This is a genomic window from Phycisphaeraceae bacterium (genome assembly GCA_020639155.1).
Lineage (GTDB): Bacteria > Planctomycetota > Phycisphaerae > Phycisphaerales > UBA1924 > JACKHF01.
In genome coordinates this window covers 1,839,629-1,858,467 of record JACKHF010000001.1, presented here as the reverse complement: position 1 = coordinate 1,858,467, position 18,839 = coordinate 1,839,629, and the positions used below count along the sequence as shown (strand labels likewise).

The window sequence follows — 18,839 nt, the reverse complement described above, 5'->3', positions numbered from 1 at the left end:
TGTCCAGTCCCGTGATGTGTGCCTTGGGTATGTCACGCCGCATCCTCACCGTTCTTCTTATCCTTGTCTCGCCATGCTGCGATAAGCTGTGACCGAAACTCAAGCAACCTCTCAAGCGCAGGCTTCGGCTGACCCCGCATATCGAGAAGACCGCCGTAGGCCATCATGTCAGCGGGCTCGGTGTCCATCATCTCCTGCCAACACACACTTGCAACGGTGTGATGCGACGCAAGCAGACGGAGTGTACGTTCGATCCACGATGCCTGCTCAGCGTTCGACCACGCGTTTGGTTCCGTGGCAGAAGACTGCCCAGGCGCTCCAAGGCACGTCACATGCACAGGGCGATCCAGTTCCGCGCATGTGTCGAGCATTTCTGCCAAATACGCCGAATCGCGGTACCCACGCTGCCGGTTCATCTGGATGCGCACGCCGAGTGAATCAAACTTCACGCCTGACTGTGCGAGCAGATGCGCGTACACCATCGGCGATATCGAGTCGCGGTTCGATGCTGCGTACTGCCCCCATGGACGAGCAACATCCACCGTGATCTCGCAGCGAGGATGCAGTTTGCGAATGACCATAACCACCAGGCGCGTCAACTCGACCATCTTGTCATAGGTCAGATGGAACTGCTCGTTAATTGGGATTGAGGACGTAGCAATCCAGCGTGATGTCGTTCTGCGATAGCGTGTCACGATCTGCTTCGCATGATCATGGACCATCTCACGCAACGTCTCAAAGTCGTTCTCCCAGATGGACAACCAGTCCGGTGTCACGCCCGCTCGAAGATCGAGCACCGGGCCTGTCACGACGGGACGCTTGGCTTTGAGCACCGCCCACTCGATCCACTGATCCGTCTGCGCGAAGCTGTACTTCCCTTCGCGCGGCTCAAGCTTGCTCCATGTCATAGGAACATGCACAAAGTCCGCGCAGCGTTCGAGCATCTTTGTTTGCAACTCATCAAACCGACCGGGTGAGACTGTGCACCCAATTGTGAGACGCGAACGATTCCGTACCATCGAGTCGAGCATCCGACCACCGGGAGCAGATTCAGGATCTGTCCCGCGACGCGAGTAGAGATTCGTGAGCAGTTCGCACGCGTGCGAGGCAGCGGCGAGCGCAGCTTTGCCAAGCGTGTCTGATGTCAGTGTCGGTTTCCCGCGCCCGATGACGAGCGCATCAGTGAAGAGTTCGCGTGCTTTGTCAAGCTGCGCCATGGGCTCACTGACCTCGGGATCGTCAACGAGTCCCCACTCCTCTAACTTGTTCAGAAACAGCATGATGCGACGTCGTGCAAGTTCCAGCCAGAACGAGTACGGCTCTTCGCGCTCGGGGAGGAGCGTCGTCTGTTCCACAATCATCCCGCCTGGAGCGGGTGCAACAGCATTCTGTCCCTGGGCTGACTTTGCATCCACACCAATCGCAAGCGACGCCGGGTCACTTCCGACCTTCTCGCATTCGAGTCTGCAGATCCCATTGTCTGTCCGGAGCCCAACTCTGCTGGGCACAACCTGCCCGTTCTGATTGACCAGATACGCGAGATCCGTATAGACAACCCCCGCCTGCCCCGGCGGTGCAGCCTCATTCTGTGCCGTATGGAAGAACTCAAACCGCAGCATGCAACCCCTGTACCAGTGCCTCAATCGCGGCACGACGCGGACAACAGCCCCTATCAACCGACGGGCGGTAAGCGTAGTCAAACCAGCCCATTGTGGCACGCGTCCGGTCGCGCATACTGTCCATCGTGGGACACATGCCGGATACACACACACACTCATCCACAACGTCTGAGAAGGACTCGCACAGTCTCATCGGCACAACCTCGCTCAGACTGCCCCTGATCAGGTCTGGCAAGGTCAGGGACGTCTACCGGGTCCCCGAACTGAACCAGTTGCTGCTGATCGCAACAGACAGAATCAGCGCGTTCGATGTCGTCCTCCCGACACTCCTTGGGAAATACGGATCAGGAGATGCACCGGATCTCTGCAAGGGGCAACTTCTTACACAGTTGAGCGTGTTCTGGCTTCGCTGGGTCGAGCAGCAGGGTCTCGCCGAAACCCATCTCATCTCTCACGATGCAGATGACATCCCCGACAGTGCATTCGACAAATCCACAACGACGCGAAACCAACTTCGTGGACGCGTTATGCTGACACGGGCCTGCAGCGTTGTGCCGATTGAGTGTGTTGTCCGCGGGTATCTTGAGGGGTCCGGCTGGCGGGACTACCAGAAAACGGGTACGGTATCGGGCGTGAGGCTTCCACCCGGGCTGCGCCAATGCGATCGTCTTCCTGAGCCGATCTTTACACCCTCAACAAAGGCCGATCCACCAGCACATGACGAACCAGTTTCATACGAGCAGGCGTGCAACATTGTTGGCGAAACAACTATGCAAACGCTGCGGGATCAATCCCTTGCCATTTACAGCGCAGCAAGCAAGTACGCGCTCGAACGAGGCATCATCATTGCTGATACAAAGTTCGAGTTCGGTATACCTATCGATCAGCCCGATGCCAATCCCATCCTGATTGATGAGGTGCTGACACCTGATAGTTCACGGTTCTGGCCAGTGGATCAATACGAACCCGGGCACGCCCAGCCCAGCTACGACAAGCAGTTTGTCAGAGAGTACCTTGAAACACTCGTCGCAAAGAACCAATGGAACAAGCAACCTCCGGGCCCAGCACTGCCGGATCAGATTGTGGAACAAACACTTGCCCGCTATCAGGAAGCTGTGCAGACACTCACTGCAAGGAATGCATAACTATCTCTGCTCGATATTGACCTTGGGGCCGGTCAACTCCTGGCTTCGCTCAGCAAACTCAAGACGGAACTCTTCCATACCCTGGGGTTCGGGGAAGACGCGAGCGAACGAGGCACCCGTTCTCGATTCGTTCTGGTCGTAGAGCGGCTTAAATGTTTCTACTAACGCGTCGTATGCCATTTTCTTCAGACGATCTGGGGCATTTCCATACATTGTTTCTGCGGTGTCAGGATCAACACGAGTAATTGTCATCACAAATGCAAATCCTTCAACAATGCCAAAGTCACGGGGCATGTAGATCTCCTGACGGATCGTGTTGTCCCCAAGATCATTGCGCGTCGCATTTTCCTCGAAGTAGTACCTGTGCATCAGACGGGCGTAGTTTACCCCGGACTGGAATGTTTCATCATTACCCGTTGCCAGCCCACCGAGAAACGCTCCCTGCAGCGATGCGTACACCTCGGCCGACGCAACCTGCGGAGATGACACCATGTCGCGAACAACCTCAACCACAAACTCATCTATAGGTTTCGCATATTTCAACGGACGATCCGGATCATTCCCATTCTGATTGATCCACGTGCCCATCTTGTCTTTGATCTCGATTGCTTTGGCAACCTGGCCGCGACGATAATAGAAACGAATGCAGTCATTCGCAAAGTTCTCAAACCCTGCTTCATGGAATGTCCAGATGCGCTTGGTGGTGTCTTCCTGAATCCCCGAACGCTGCTGCACCTCTCCAACTGCCTTTTCATACGACGCAAAGAAGTACGGATTCACACTTGCAACGTAAAAGGTGCGCCGTTCCGGCCACAACACCGCGCTCAGATAGTCAAAGTACAGATCGCCGGAACGTGCAAGTTCCTGGATGGAATGCATCTTCACTCGATCTGTATTCAAAAAATCAAAGTCGTCCTCATTCCGCTTCTGGAACCGGCTCAGGGCTCCCTCGACACCGCGCTCAACCCAGTAGATGCCATGCGCAGCGGGCGAGCGCCAGTCGATTGGACCATAATCGCGCGTGTACCGGATCATCCGATCAACTTCCATGTTGTACGTGTCGCGCAACACCATAAATCGAAGTGTGGGCAACGCATGCGACCATGCCTCTGCAAGTGAATCATCATTCACGAGCCTAAAGATTGCCTGCTGCTCCGGCGGCATCTGGGGCAGGATTGCATCGCGCTGGCCCGATTTACCGAGCGCGTGATTGAACCAGTACTCGCGGACAAGATCAACATCGGGTTTAAACTTTGACTCTTCTTCGACACGCTGGAGCAGGTCCTTTGTATCCGGATACATTTTGTAGAGCGCTTCCAGTGAGCGTGGAGCCTTTGCGATAGGCTCAAGCCACGCAATGTAGTGGCTCACCGCATCTTCGCGAGTTTCCGTGTACAACAGCGGCGGCGGTTCCCCAAGCACCTCTGTCCACTCAATCGCGTGCTCTTTCTTGTAATAGACATTCGCGTCATCCATGAACCCGCCGATCTTGTGCAGGAAGATCCAACCGAGTTCCTTGTGGATCATCAGATCGGTCGGGTTGTTGGCAATCCCGCCCTTACGAAGCAGGTTGATTCCCGCCTGCACCCAGTACCAGCGTTCCTCTGGTGTCTTTGTCGACACGGAAATGTTGTATGCCATATTCCACGCGTGGAATGTCCACACTGAAGGAAAGCGTGGCTGAAGTTTGGTGATAGCATCCGCAAGATCAACCGCTTCCCAGTATTTGCCCTCTTCCTTCAGATCGTTCGCTCGCATCCACAGCATGTTCACGAAGAGCCCGCGGAAAGCACCCATCGCAATACCGAGCGCAACTTCCGGTGGATCGGCCTTGTCAACTTCGACAGCGTATTCAAGTCTATTTACCGACACTGATTCCGACAACCGAAGCGCAAAGAGGCTGCTCGCACCGAAGAACATCAGTGCGAGTCCAACTGCAACAAGCTGTATCACTCGATCACGTTTCATTGCTTCGCTCCAGGCTTGTTGTTCACCAACCCTTCGCACCTCCGTCTCAACCAAATCTTCGTACGCGTCACTTGCCCGAATAGATCGCAAGTTCGCGCTTACGGAATACCAGCACCCCCGCAAACAACAGCACAACCGACCAAATACTCAGCAGCAACACACTCAATCCCACCGTCGACCACGAGATCATCAACCCTTCGACAAAGTTACTCAAGGGAGTCAACTCACCATAGCTGCCGAACGTGTAACGAACTGCTTGTGCGATCGGCGTTACCGCAATCTGCACGACACGCGCAAATCCCTTGTCGGGACCCGAGAGATAGAACTCGACACTCTTCGCAATATACCCCGCACCTTCGGTCAGGAAGAACATACCAAACGCAATCATCGCAGCGACTGGGAAGCTGAGAAATGTCGCAGCAGCAATGCCAATGATCGACATGAATGCGAGCTTGGCCCAGAAGATCGCAAAGAGCTTGACATAGTTCATCTCAAACGAGCCGGCGCTGTATGTCAACTCAAGTGTCCCTGGCGGCAGGTTAATAGATTGTTGTGTTGCGGGCACACCGCGCTGATAGTCGCCATTGAGCACCACAAGCTCAAGCATCCCGTTCTCGTCGATAATCCGAGGGTTCAAACGATCAATCGACTGCATCGTTCCCAGTGTTGCTTCGATTGGCACCGGCTCGTTGCGGTTGAAAATAAACGTAAGCTTGTACAGTTCATCGGGGCGATTCGACCCCGCATCGATGCGGTACCGAAGTGAAAAAGTCTTGTTGCTGTTCCGCAGCGACTTGAGCCCGGAAAAAACGAACGCCCGCTGACCACCGGGTTCAACTGTACGGTACTGCTGCATCACAGCCTTGAAGTAATCTCTTTTGACTGTTTCACGGAACTCGGGTGTGTCTTCCTGTCCTTCCAGCTCAATCAGACGGCGCATCTCCTGCGACACCGCTGTCTGGAAATCAGGGTGGTCAGGCGAGAGCGGATTGTCAGGACGAAGCGAGGTGCGTGCGACCAGCACCTGCGTCTCAAGCAGGAACCGATCGTCCGTGACCTGATCACCCAGAGGCCCAACTCCGGGCATGATCTCCCCGACAGCCATCTGACGTGAGAGATAGCCGGTAAACAGGTAGATCGCCATCCCGCACACACCGAGCAGCACAATGTTGAGCACACACACACCAAGCCACTTACCAGCAATGTATCGCCACGCACTCACCGGCTTGGTCATAGTCTGCCAGATCACCTTGTCGCGCTGCTCGAACGCAACCGACCCCGCTGAGAGCAGGATCGTCAGAAAACCGAGTATGTAAAACGATGTCGTCGTCGAATACTGCAGGAAGTTCTGCACGCGATACCGCAGCATGTTCGTGTCTGTCAGCAATGTCGGCACCGCAGCGAGCCCAATGATCAGCATCACGACAAGCACCAGTGACACTTTCATGCGCACCGCTTCAGCCAGCACATTGCGCGCAATCGCAGTCACAGGACCATTCATTGTCGCTAGCGTGATTCTCGCCAGCGACATCAATGCTGTAAAGCCAAAGGTCAGCAGCAACGAGCCAAACGCCACCGTAGCGATGCCGCGTACAGAATCCATCAAGTACATCGGACCCAGTAGCAACAACGCCACAACTGCAAGTGACACATACGTCAGCAACAGTCCAAGCCATGTCACAGCAAGCGCAAGTCCCGATCCAGCAAGAATCAGCAGGTAGATATTGGATGAACTTGTCGCGCGCGCTGCAATGGAATCGAGCACCTGCTTGCGCAACTTATCATCTGCAGACATGTTCGCAAGTTGCTCGTCCTGAGCCGCAATAAATGCCTTGTACTCATCTGACGCAAGAATCTTGTCGTATTCGGTCTTGAGTTGCGGATCCGCATTGATCTGCCGTAACGTCATCGGATTCCCGAACTCATCCTGAATAACAATGCGGGGAACGGTGTCCTCCAGCGAAACCGATGTCAGCCAAAGCACCAGAAGCGTGATCGCTGTCGCCAGCACAATCACGCCCGATGCGATCACCTTAAACCTGAATGATCGCTGTGTGTAGTCGAGTTTGCGGAGTCGTTCGGTGATCGTCACCGGCGATCCTCCTGTGCATTCTGGTCCGCGCCACCATTGAGCAGTGAGTCGATCACACTCCGGTCAACATTGTCTACTTGTCCAGATGGAGCTGACGAGGAGTGTTCGGTATCTTCAAACTCAACACGTGGCTCAGCAGGGTGCTGCTCTGTCGGATTCACGAGATTCTCAAGCAATGTCGCAGCTTCGTCTTGAGTTTCTTGTTTCCCTACAGAAAGTTCCTCAACCACCTCAACATGTGTTGGTTCAGGCGTCTTCTCTGCCATCAATGTGTCAATGAGTTGGTCACCCTCAATCTGAGCAGCCTCACTAGCACTTAGAAATGCCGCAGTAATACCGCCCGCTGTCGCTCCCGATGTCTCAAGACGTTCGGCACGCGCCCGCTCAACAATGTCGAGGAACAGCTCTTCCAGTCGCTGCCGTGGATGCGCAACTCGCAACAACCCACTGTTTCCACCTGTCCTCGCACGAATAAGTTCGTCGACTTGCGCTATCGTTGCATCATCAAGCGCATCTGTTTCGATCGTTGTTCTGTTTGTTGCTTCCAGAAGCTCGTCGCATGTGCCTGTCGCACGGATGCGTCCACCATACAGAATAACCATACGATCAACAACATCCTCAACGTCTGAGAGCAAATGGCTGGACAACAGCACAGTCTTCCCGCGCCGGCCGAGTTCAAGAATCAGATCCTTCACCTGTTTGGTACCGATGGGATCAAGCCCCGTCGTCGGCTCGTCAAGCACAAGAAAATCAGGATCATTAATCAGTGCCTGTGCAAGACCGATGCGCCGTTGCATGCCCTTGGAATATTCTCGAACAGGCCTGAACTGCGCACCAGAAAGCCCAACCATGTCAAGCAGTTCGTCAACGCGCTTTGAACGAGTGCGCGTATCTATCTCAAACAACCTCGCATAATAGTCGAGTGTTTCACGGGCATTCAAAAACTGGTAGAGATACGACTCTTCGGGCAAATATCCAATACGTTTCTTGATCAGCACGTCTGTCGGCGGCTTGCCAAAGACTGCAACACGACCCGAGGTCGGGCGCAGCAGTCCCAGCATCATCTTGATCGTCGTTGACTTGCCCGAACCATTCGGTCCCAGCAGGCCGAATATCTCCCCGGGCTCGATGTGAAAATCAATATTATCGACTGCTCGTGCACGGTTGCGTAGCCAGAAATCACGAAAAACCTTCGTTAATCTCTGGCATACAACCACCGGCTTTGTTTTTTTCCCGGTGGGTGTTTCTACTGATTCTGCGACCGCTTGCGCCATGATTCGTGCCCTCGTGCTCAGGCAAAGGTGTCGTGTGTATCAGCTGTCCAGCAACATCTGTTCTGTCGTCTGAAATGATCGCTGATTCTGCATCTTGTCACGCTCGTTCGCAGCATCCTGATTACGTCTTTGATCCTGCAACTGCCGTTGCAGCTTGGTCATGTACGGATCCTCATTCAGCAACAACTCGATATTGCCCGCGGTTGCGGGAAGGTATGTGATTTGCACCGTGTCCCTGTCAACAAATGCTTTGTACGCGTCCGCCCATGCTGTTTGCACCGTCACGCCAGGATTGATCTTGAACTGCTCAAGCTTTGCGAGGAACAACTCAACTTCCGCTTTCATCCGATTACGCTGACTCGTGCGATACTGCTCTGCAGCAGCAAGAATCTCGGAAACCTCACCGCCGGAACGACCCTCAATCATTTCTCCGTTAATCTCGACAGGTCTTCCTTCAAGGAGCGCGTATATCCGTTGGAGAATCTCTTCCTGCGCGGTCGTGTTTCCCTGTTCGATTGCGTCCTCGTAGTTGCGGATCTCCCTGACAATCAGCTTGCCAGCATCACCAGCAACAGATGCAAGCACACGACTGGCTTCATTCTCGGCCTTCACAGCAGCTCCGGCAGCATTTGATGTCGCGTTCAGTACTTGTGTAAATGCGTCGCGAACACCAACGGGCACCATTGTCTGGCTGATCGACAGTCGATCGATTCGCAAGCCGGACTCAATCTTGTCAAGCTGATCCTGTGCAAGACGCTGCACACGCGACGAGACCGAGTCAACCTCGCTCGAAGCCTGCTGCTTAATAAAATCATCTACTTTCATCTCTGCAGCAGCAACGACCATCGCACGACGGATGGAGTACCTCACAATGTCTTCTTCATTGCGGGGCTCGATGTTTTTAGCATACTGAACAACGTCATCTCTGTGGTACGTCACAGACACAAGTGCGTGCGCGATCGCCTGATCACCTGTAATAAGCGATCCATCCTGTCCCGGCTGAAGCTGGGCCGTTGCAGAAAGTTTTTCAACATCGCTTCGATCTGGATTTTGCCCCGAGACGAACGGCCAAAAGTCGCCTTCAAGATCAACTGTCATGCTGCTCGTTGGCACCTTCACAAGCTCACCAATCGGGTATGGATAGCTTGGCTGAAACCCGGGCGGAAGTCTGTCACCCTGCATCTCGCCGAACAACACTCGCACACCGCTCTCGTTCTCTCGCACCGTCTGGAATCCGGACAGCAGAAACAGCACGATCAACACAATCATGGCCAGCTTGACGACACCAAATGCCAGTTCGAGTGCTTCGCTGACAGACTTGTTTGCAAGATCAAGTTCCGGCATCTCTTCACCGGAAGACTCAGAGCGCAGACGAACGGATGTCCGCCGACTCCCGGAAACAAGCCGTGGTGATGGTGTTTCCTCTGGGCCTTGCGTATCAAGAGGATTGTTCGGATCAATGGGATCGCTCACAGGCCACCTCCATTGGTTGCCTCTGTTGCTTTGCGTGCGGACGCCTTCGGACGTGGCAACTGGATCATCTGCTTGAGCAAATCCTCGCCAGGGATCTCACCTGGCACAAACGATGACAGGGCTTCAGGCGAAAGAAGATGGAGTCCGAATGTTGATGTGCTTAGCACAAAGTTTGCACGCAACGGTACGACCTCTCGCAGCATCTCAATATTGCGGAGGAAGATCGCAAACTCAGGATGGTCCTTTGTCTTGGCGACAAACTCGGCAGCTTCAATATCACCCTGTCGGCGAATTTCCGCGGCTCGGATATTTGCAAACGAACGGATAGCATCTGCATCCGCCTTGGCTCGGCTTTCAATCGCAAGTTGCTCTGACTGCCCCTTTGCCTCAATCTGTCGAGCCACACTGGCTCGCTCCTCACGCATGCGCTGGAAGACCGCGGCCGATGCCGATGAAACCATCTGAATACGGCTGATACCGACAACTTCCGCCTTGATGCCAAGGCCCGCAATCTGCGATGTTTCCTGTCCGGTCCCGTTCTGCATCGCGGTCAGCATTCGATCCTCAAGTTCGGCAAGCTTTGAGTCACCCGGCGAAGAAGAAAATAGATCATCCATATCATACTGACTGATCATCGACAGCACACTTCGGACATAAGTTTCCAGAATGTCCTCTGCCTTCTTGTAGTGATCCTCGGCGCGCTCACCCTCATCGGAGAATGCGCGAAAGAATGCGAGCGGATCGTCAACACGCCAGACGATGTACGCCTCAACAACGATTGGTCGGCTGTCGCGTGTCTGCTGTGTCTCCAGCTTGACGGGCTTGATACGCGCACGAGTGTCATACTTTGTGACCTTGCCGATCGGCGAGGGCCACTTCAGACGCAAGCCTGGCTCCTTGATCACCGAGTTCTCCGTTGCCTGGCCGAACACGGTTCGTACCGCATTCTCATTAAACCGGACCTGGAATGTCACGGAACTCGCCACAAGTGCTACCAGTAGCACAACAGCGATCACTGTGTACAAGAACTTCTTTGATGTCAGTATGCCTGGCACGTGTTCTTCCCTTCCTGTGGGCCTCTGTGTCAACCCTTCCAGATAATCGTCTTACGAAGCACATTCACTGTGCTCAGTTTGCCTGCGAGCTCTTACTCAATGAGTCGAAGATATCAGCTGTTGCTTCTGTTTCCGACATATCCTGCGTGATATTCACGTTCGCCTTTGAGTCGTCGACGATGTAAATACGGGCCTTGCTCAGCGCATCGCCAAGCGCATCGAGATAGAGCGACGCTGTGTAGTACAACGGCGATGCGAGATACGAATCCACTTGGCCAAGGTAGTTTTCCGCGCGGGCTCGTGCGGCCATGTGCGTCACCCAACGATCACTCGCAGCCTTCAGGAGCGCCTGGGCATTGTTGCCACCAGCCGTCTCAACAAGACGCTGAATCTTCTGGTCCTGCTCAATGATCTCCTCAGCTGACGCGCCTGAGTTTGCAAGCTGCTTGCGAACCTCAATCTCAGCGACGATTGCACGAGCAAGGGTCTCATCGCCAGCCGCTTCAATCAAGGTCGATCGGGCTTTCCCTCGTGCATTCTCAATCAGTGCAAGATACTTCTGCTCAGCCTCCTGCACCTGCTCGAACGCAAGCGAAGATTCCTTCGGCGGGCGCACCCCCTGAATACCAACATATATCACGTCAACAACAGGAATCCCCTGCGCCCGCTGCGACTCGATCGGGTTGAGTTCAATGTACTTTTGGCGAACCCCCCTCAGAATGCGGTCTGCAATCTCCTGCCGACCGTCCCCCAGAAGCTGATCGACCCGAGCAGAACCAAGCTCTTCAAGAATCACGCGACGCGCAGTGTAGAAAAGAATTAACTCACGCTGGCCTCCCTCGCCGAGCATCTCAAACGCTTCCGCGTCACGAACAGCAAATCGCAACGGCACCTCAATAGAGAGCAGAGAGAACGTCCCATCTGGTCGCGATCTTGTAGCCTCTTCCTCCGGATCAACAATGCCGAAGGCCGAGATCGTTGCGGCTGGCTGCACGACAAAGTAGAACGGCGTGACACCAACATCAGAGTTCGACCACAATGCTGCATTGACTGTCGACGACGGCTTGTGCGCACCAAGTTTAAGATCACGAATGCCTGTTGTACTTTTGATGACGTGCTCGACCATCAGGTCATCACGATCCTGAATAATGTGATCAGGAATAACAATCGAATCGATCGGCCACGGCATCTTGATGTGAAGACCCGGCCCGATGTCAGGGTTCACAACTCGACCAAATCGCAGCAGCATCCCGCGCTGATGGGGCTGCACCACAGCGAACATGGTCAACAGCCACAACACAAGACCACCAAGCAGAATGAACGGCACAGCGACACGCTCAAGCAGCTTGTGTTGCCAACTGGACGTGATGTCTGTACCCAACTGATAGCTGATCGCCTCGCCGACCGATCTCGCCACACGATCTGGCGCTGCAACCAACCCAAGCGCACGAGATTCAAATGCGTATCGCTCAACATCATCTGCACGTCGCGGGCGATACACCTCAAGCACGAACGACATCAAAATCTCGACACCAAACACAATCATCAGGACAGGAATAATGATCTGCATCTGACGGAGCAGCGTGTCCGTGCTGAAAAGATCAATAAAATGTCCAATAGCCAGTAACGCACAGAGCACTGTTGTGCCAGCAGCAAGCGACGCACCGCCCTGCAAAGTTGACCAGACCCTGTTTCTCGCCATGCCTGCGACGTAGCGTGCATATACAAAGCACATAAACGCCGCACCAACAGCGATTGAAACAGACCAACCGCGATCGAGAGTCGATATGGCGCTTCCAGCTTTGCCTTGCCCCTCAATGAACCGCCATATGCCCAGACCGATCATCAGCAACGCGATGAGAATGGACATTGCTGGCACAAAGAGCCGCTGCATTGTGCGGAGTCGGTTCGCAGCCATCCGAAGATCGGCCGCCCCCTCCTCAAACACAGATGAACTGGCAGCATCCGCGCTCGCCAAGCTCTCCGCCTGCATCGCTTCGATACGCTCGCGACGATGCTGATCAAACATGATGGCCAGCGTGAGCCATCCAAGCACACCCACCAGCGTATAAAACGATGTTGATAAGGCTGCTTTATCGTGACCCAGCACAGCTGCGATCAGCATCGCAACACCGACAACGGCTTGAATCATCAAGCCAAGCAGGCTCACACTGACTGCACGCCGATAGCTTAAATAGTCGCCCTTCATTGCACCTCTTCATGTGGAATGCGATGAAAACTGTTACAACCAGCCGCTTCACAAGAAACAGACACCTGCGTTTGCTCTCCCATGATCACTCATCGAATGCAAACGGATGGCGTCTCACGGATGAGGCGACCAGCGCTGAAACCCAAAAACACTTCAGCCGAAGCGAACCGAACGAACCCATTGGTCGTAGGCAGGTCGGTCCCGGCAGGGCCGGGCCTGTTTCGCTACGCTCAAAAAAGCTGCGGGTTCGATCGAGTCAAAAAAAATGCCCAAAGCCCGATGCGAGAGCTGATCGACACCCCATCCTCGTGTGCTGACCATCGACCTTTGCATGCGAACGATCATCCCGCTTCGTGTATGAATGCATCGAAGGAAGGAGAATACCTCAATCCATGCCGGGTCAACTCCTGACAATTGCCAGAAACTGCTTCCTTGAGAGCATTCGGCAGCCCATCTATTTCCTCATTGTGATGATCTCTGGCGTGTGCCAGTTGCTGCTCACGTGGGGAACAAACTTCTCAATGGGCAAATCTACCGAAACAGGTGAAGTCAACTACGACAACAAGCTCCTGCTTGATCTGGGCCTTGGAACCATCTTCGTCTGCGGCACCGTACTCGCCGCGTTCGTTGCAACGGCTGTTATATCTGAGGAAATTGAGCGAAAAACCGTCCTCACCGTGGTTTCCAAGCCAGTGAGCAGACCAACACTTGTGATAGGGAAATATCTGGGTGTGAGTCTTTCGCTCCTCGTTGGCATGATCACGATGGCTATTTTCATGCTTATGGGCATCCGTCACGGTGTTATGAGCACTGCAGCGGATAAGCTCGACTGGGTGGTTATCACATTCTCGATTGGAACCGTGTTCCTCTGCCTTGTCCTTTCAGCCGCGGCGAACTATCTGTACTCATGGTCATTCTCACAAGCCGCGGTGCTCTCGCTTGCCCCGGCAATGATCATCTCATATCTCTTTGTGCTTGTTCTAAGCCCGAAATGGGAGTGGCAGGCGATCTCAACAGATTTCAAGCCTCAGATATCGATGGCTTGTGCCGCACTGACACTTGCGGTATTGATGCTTTCCGCCGTGGCAGTCGCAGCATCCACGCGTTTGGGGCAAGTTATGACAATTGTCGTGACTGGCGGTGTCTTTCTTGGTGGCTTGCTCTCAAACTACTTCATTGGAAGCAAAGCGTGGACCAACAGCTACGTCGGCAGAGTTCTCAACGTCACACCCGAACATCCAGCCTTCGAAAAGTTCACGTCCCTCGGCGACACCCTCATCATTGAGTTGGAAAACCCGCCAACCGCCCTGCTTTCGCCCGGAACACCTGTCTATTGGGGCGCCACACCCAACGGGATGAATCTGCAAACAAGTCACTACAAGCCGCTTGATGGCGATTTCGCGACGATCTCAAATCTCAATGCACCAGAGATTGCCCCCGCTATTGCTGTTGTTTCGTCAGAGGGGAAGAAAGCAAATATTCAGCAGATTGGACGGGCTCCCGTCAAGGTCAATCGCCCTCCACGCGAGGGAGACTATCTCTTTGTCAAACCAACCAGGTTAAACATCGCTGCGGCTGGGGTTTGGTCCATCCTTCCAAACCTCCACTTCTACTGGCTTTTGGACGCAATTACGCAGAACTCATACATCCCCATTGGACATCTCTGGCTCATTGCGGTGTACGCAGTACTCCAAATCTGTGGAGTCCTGTGTATTGCGATAGCGCTATTCCAGACGCGGGATGTAGGCTGATAACCAGAAAAAACCTGAACAGGGTGTCAAAAAAGCCGATGGGATATGCAACTTCGCTGCAGTCGCAACTGGTATATAGTGTGAGGATTTCGTTCAGGAATAATGTGACTGTCGGGAATGTTGCCCTGACGAAGAAGCACACACCGGACATACAACTGGATGATAAAGGAGTGTTGGAATGGCAAGTTTAATGGACGGCGGTGACTTTGACAGCATCGGACGCAAGAACTCCAAAGGCGGCGGCGGAGGCGACACTGTAAAGATCGCCATTGTTATCGTCTTGTTCGTTGCTGCTGGTGTCGCCTTCGCATTTCAGCTTGGGCTCTTCAAAGGCAAAGAGAAGTACGTCCCACCGACTGCGCTTCCCCAGCCCACAGGCGCAGAGCTTGAGCAGCAGCAGAAGTATGAACGCCAACGCAAGCGCGATGAAGAGGCTGGAAAGATTCAGTACGGCGAAGCTTGAGTGCGTACTCATATCCTGTCAATAAGACACATGGCCGTCCGTGCTCAGTAGCACGGACGGTTTTTTTCTGTACAGGCAGCATCACTCGTCATCAGACTCGCGCACATCGCCAAGTTCACCGAAACATGCTTCAAACGACAGCAGAAAGGCCGCCACCGTTTGAGCAGACGCGTTCTCCAGTTTCACCCGAAAAACGTACTCCATATCATCTGATCGAAAATGCTCGAACCGTGGCGACCGCACCTCACAATCATGGTCGATGAGTTCTTCCTCCAGCAGATCCTCTAGCGCATCACCCGTGTTGACCAGATCAGCTTCAATAGACTGACTCAACCAACGGTCCTCAGTCGCAAACTCAATAATCGTTCCGTCAGTGCCAAAGAGTGCCCGATACCAGATCGGGGATGGCGATTCCCGTGCCTCGCAACATACCGCGCGAGCACCCTCACGAACCTCCATATTCACTGACTCGAACACGTCTGAGTCCTGAACCCGCGCCGCCACGACACTGGCTATTTCTGTGCCGGTATACCCCGCCCCCTCGTCTGTACTCACGCTCATACGCTCCCTCATTAGTAGGTTGGTTATCCACAGACTCGACCATTGCAAGCATACACGCCCACACGCCGTCCAGGAATATCATCCTTGTGACGAGTTGATCGAGACTTGACGAAAAATCCGACCTATCCTCTCAGTCCACGACACTTGTCGCACCCATATGCCCGGGTGGCGGAATTGGCAGACGCGCTACCTTGAGGTGGTAGTCCTGGTAACGGGGTGGAGGTTCGAGCCCTCTCTCGGGCATTCTTTTGCTGGTGGACAACGGGATGAATCCGTTGTCCACCCACTTTTGGTGCGTGATGCTTTCAATTCAGGCCGATTTCTCCATCGCAGACACTATCGCCTTAACACTGCTGCCAACCCATCCGAAGAGTAGAGTCTGAGGTGTGCTCTTCTCGCATGCTTGTTGTTATCAGTCGATACCTGCGGAGCAGACAGAGTGGCAATCAATCCGATTCGAGTACTGGTGGTAGATGACTCGGCCGTGGTCCGTGCGTCGCTGCGTCGCGTGCTGGAATCCGATGCTGAGATCAAGGTCGTTGACATCGCCCGCAACGGACAAGAAGCTGTTGAACTTGTTCAGAAATACCAACCGGACCTCGTCACACTCGACATTGAAATGCCTGTCAAGGATGGTCGAACTGCACTACGAGAAATCCTGCAACTGAAGCTTGATTCGAAGCCCGCCGTGCTGATGTGCTCCAGCCTCACCACAGCTGGCAGCAAGGAAGCCATCCGCGCATTAACCGAAGGTGCATCCGATTTCATCGGAAAACCAAATGGATCGTTCGGGTCACTCGACGATGTGAAGGACGAACTGTTAACCAAGATCAAGGCAATCTGCTCTACACGCAGACCACACACAAGTGGGATGCACATTCCGTCTGCTGCACCATCAAAGAGAACCCTATTCCCAGAAGGAAGAGCTGCTCTTGTGACAGTTGCATCGTCAACAGGTGGCCCACCGATTGTTGAAGAAATCCTCAAGGCACTTCCGGCAAATATGCCGGTGCCAATCATTATCGCACAGCACATGCCGTTGCTGTTTACAACCAGTCTTGCGCAGCGCCTTAACGAAGTTGCGCAGATTCATATCATCCAAGGTGAACACGGCATGGCGGTAAAGCCGGGCAACGTCTATCTGGCGCCCGGCGGATCACACACACGCGTCATCAAACGGTTCGGGTCGCTACAACTTGAGGTAAATGACGAACCACGAGGTCTGTTCTATAAACCCTCCGCCGATGAACTTTTCCGTTCCTGCGCAGAAGCGGTCAACGAACCGACGCTCGGAATCGTACTGACAGGAATTGGACAGGATGGCACGATTGGAGCCGAGACGATCAAATCGAAGGGCGGCTGGATTGGCGCACAGAACGCCAAATCATGCGTTGTGTATGGAATGCCTCGCGCGGTAGCCGAGAAGAAGTTGACCGACTTTGTCGGCACAGCAAGCGAACTCGCCTCCATGATCATGCATCTCGCAGGCCCTGCAAACGCTCGCGCATGCGCATGATCCGTGCCGTCCAACACACACTTGTCTGATGGCCAATAACAACGCATGCGGTCCGACCGCCCCAATATGGCGAGTGTATTGACGCTGCGTCAATGCCAAGAAGCAATTTATCTTATTCACCTCAACATCGTGTGAATCGGCTGGAATGACAAGCCGATACCCGAGCAGTCACCATTCGGCTTCTCTCTCAGCCCTGGTGCGCGATCTCAGCACGCGGAGCAGACACCATGACCATGCACACACCGTCTCAGTCGCAATCATCGCACGACGAAGCGAATCACAGCAGCACCGACGATCAGTTGCAGCTTGTGACGTTCAACATTGCTGACGAGGAATACGCAGTCGACATCCTTGCGGTCCAGGAGATCAACCGCATGATGGAGTTGACACGCGTACCGCAAAGCCCCGCAGAAGTTGAGGGTGTGATCAATCTTCGCGGGAAAATTATCCCCGTGCTCGACCTTCGCACGCGATTCGCAATACCCAAGTCGGCACCCACAGAACGCACCCGCATCATTGTCGTAGAGGTGCATGGCCGCGTGCTTGGATTTGTCGTTGACCGAGTTCAGGAGGTGTTGCGTATCTCTCGGTCAATCGTTGATCCAGCACCTGAGATGGTGTGCTCTATCGATTCCGACTTTATTGACGGCGTAGGCAAGTTGGACGACCGCCTGCTCATTCTGCTCAATCTTTCACGTCTGTTCAACCACGAAACAACAGAGGCCGCTGCAGAAGCAGCAAGCCACGCCGACTGAGAAAGAACTGGCTGATTCGGTTGTCGTTTTGTACTACCAGCACAGGGCCGAACCTCGGAGAACACATGGCGATATCCACAGCACACAAGATCGAGATGTCCACCGAAGACTTCAATCGGCTTCGCGAGATTATCTACTCTCGCTCGGGCATCCACTTCCCGGACAACAAAAAATATGTACTTGAATCACGCCTTGGTCACCGGTTGCAGGAACTCGAGATCGAGGACTACGACACGTACATCTCATTTATCTCGTTCGGCCCGTATCGTGATGACGAGTTTCAGGAAATGTTCAATCGCATCACAATCAATGAAACAAGTTTTTTTCGCAACGAGCCGCAACTCGAAATCTTCGAAAAAACGATTCTCCCGGAACTGCTCGAAGCACGAAAAGACACAAAGCGTCTTCGTATCTGGTCCGCGGCGTGCTCCAGCGGCGAGGAGCCATATACCGCTGCGATCCAGCTCCACCGCACACTCGGCGTACGTCTGCCCGACTGGCGAATCGAGATCCTTGGTACGGATATCTCACAAAAAATGCTCGACGTTGCAGCATCCGGCGTGTACTCAGACTACGCAATCCGCTCGACACCCGATCAGATCAAACGCCGGTACTTCAAGCAGGAAGGTCGCAACTGGGTGATTGATCCCACCATCCAGTCAATGGTGACGTTTGAGCATATGAATCTCAAGGACACCATGGCTGCAAAGCGCCACGGCACATGGGACATCATTTTCTGCCGTAATGTCATGATTTATTTCGACACACCAATGCGCAAGTCTGTCGTGCAGATGTTTTATAACCAGCTTGCCAGCGATGGCACACTCATCATCGGACATTCCGAATCTCTGTCAGATCTTGGGGTCCCGTTTATCTCCCGTGATCTGCCAAAGGGATTCTGTTACACCAAGGCATAACGCGCAACAACCGATTCGAAACATGTTCAGATCAGAGGTGA

At 53.8% G+C, this 18,839-nt stretch carries 14 protein-coding genes and 1 tRNA gene; 7 read left to right on the top strand and 8 right to left on the bottom strand.

Translation table 11 applies throughout. The features are described 5' to 3' along the window. Positions 1-32: 32 nt before the first annotated feature. A complete protein-coding gene (locus H6815_07840) occupies positions 33-1,700 on the bottom strand; it encodes an endo-1,4-beta-xylanase (protein ID MCB9860352.1) in 1,668 nt (555 codons plus the stop codon). 53 nt (positions 1,701-1,753) lie between these two features. On the opposite strand from H6815_07840, the gene H6815_07835 reads away from it, so the two are divergent. Then, the gene (locus H6815_07835) at positions 1,754-2,764 is read left to right on the top strand and encodes a phosphoribosylaminoimidazolesuccinocarboxamide synthase (protein ID MCB9860351.1); all 1,011 of its coding nucleotides are present in this window, start codon (positions 1,754-1,756) and stop codon (positions 2,762-2,764) included. On the opposite strand, the gene H6815_07830 is transcribed toward H6815_07835, so the two are convergent. The 6 genes from H6815_07830 to H6815_07805 all read right to left on the bottom strand — a co-directional run bounded on the left by H6815_07830 (position 2,765) and on the right by H6815_07805 (position 12,835). Beyond that, a complete protein-coding gene (locus H6815_07830) occupies positions 2,765-4,732 on the bottom strand; it encodes a hypothetical protein (protein ID MCB9860350.1) in 1,968 nt (655 codons plus the stop codon). Positions 4,733-4,799: 67 nt separating this feature from the next. Next, positions 4,800-6,824, bottom strand: a complete 2,025-nt coding sequence (locus tag H6815_07825) for an ABC transporter permease subunit (GenBank protein MCB9860349.1) — start codon at positions 6,822-6,824, stop codon at positions 4,800-4,802. Continuing rightward, on the bottom strand, positions 6,821-8,098 hold the full coding sequence (locus H6815_07820) for an ABC transporter ATP-binding protein (GenBank protein ID MCB9860348.1): 1,278 nt from the start codon (positions 8,096-8,098) through the stop codon (positions 6,821-6,823). The genes H6815_07825 and H6815_07820 overlap by 4 nt, the downstream gene beginning before the upstream one ends. A 39-nt stretch (positions 8,099-8,137) precedes the next feature. Further along, positions 8,138-9,571 carry a hypothetical protein gene (locus H6815_07815; protein ID MCB9860347.1) on the bottom strand — a complete coding sequence of 478 codons (1,434 nt, stop codon included), beginning with the start codon at positions 9,569-9,571 and terminating at the stop codon, positions 8,138-8,140. After that, on the bottom strand, positions 9,568-10,626 hold the full coding sequence (locus tag H6815_07810) for a hypothetical protein (protein ID MCB9860346.1): 1,059 nt from the start codon (positions 10,624-10,626) through the stop codon (positions 9,568-9,570). Before H6815_07810 ends, H6815_07815 begins: the two co-directional genes overlap by 4 nt. Before the next feature lie 73 nt (positions 10,627-10,699). Further along, on the bottom strand, positions 10,700-12,835 hold the full coding sequence (locus tag H6815_07805) for a hypothetical protein (protein MCB9860345.1): 2,136 nt from the start codon (positions 12,833-12,835) through the stop codon (positions 10,700-10,702). Positions 12,836-13,227: 392 nt separating this feature from the next. On the opposite strand from H6815_07805, the gene H6815_07800 reads away from it, so the two are divergent. Then, positions 13,228-14,586: an ABC transporter permease subunit gene (locus H6815_07800; protein ID MCB9860344.1), complete on the top strand. Its 1,359-nt coding sequence runs from the start codon at positions 13,228-13,230 to the stop codon at positions 14,584-14,586. Positions 14,587-14,764: 178 nt separating this feature from the next. Further along, the gene (locus H6815_07795; protein MCB9860343.1) at positions 14,765-15,049 is read left to right on the top strand and encodes a hypothetical protein; all 285 of its coding nucleotides are present in this window, start codon (positions 14,765-14,767) and stop codon (positions 15,047-15,049) included. Between the two features lie 81 nt (positions 15,050-15,130). On the opposite strand, the gene H6815_07790 is transcribed toward H6815_07795, so the two are convergent. Then, positions 15,131-15,610, bottom strand: coding sequence for a hypothetical protein (locus H6815_07790; protein ID MCB9860342.1), 480 nt, complete (start codon positions 15,608-15,610; stop codon positions 15,131-15,133). Between the two features lie 159 nt (positions 15,611-15,769). On the opposite strand from H6815_07790, the gene H6815_07785 reads away from it, so the two are divergent. The 4 genes from H6815_07785 (at position 15,770) to H6815_07770 (ending at position 18,798) form a co-directional block, all read left to right on the top strand. After that, a tRNA-Leu gene (locus H6815_07785) sits at positions 15,770-15,853 on the top strand. A 196-nt stretch (positions 15,854-16,049) separates the two neighbouring features. After that, positions 16,050-17,126, top strand: a complete 1,077-nt coding sequence (locus H6815_07780; GenBank protein MCB9860341.1) for a chemotaxis response regulator protein-glutamate methylesterase — start codon at positions 16,050-16,052, stop codon at positions 17,124-17,126. A 233-nt stretch (positions 17,127-17,359) separates the two neighbouring features. Further along, complete coding sequence (locus H6815_07775; protein ID MCB9860340.1) at positions 17,360-17,881, top strand: chemotaxis protein CheW; 522 nt, start codon at positions 17,360-17,362, stop codon at positions 17,879-17,881. Between the two features lie 65 nt (positions 17,882-17,946). Next, entirely contained in the window at positions 17,947-18,798 is an 852-nt protein-coding gene (locus H6815_07770; protein ID MCB9860339.1) for a protein-glutamate O-methyltransferase CheR, read from the top strand. Positions 18,799-18,839: the final 41 nt, after the last annotated feature.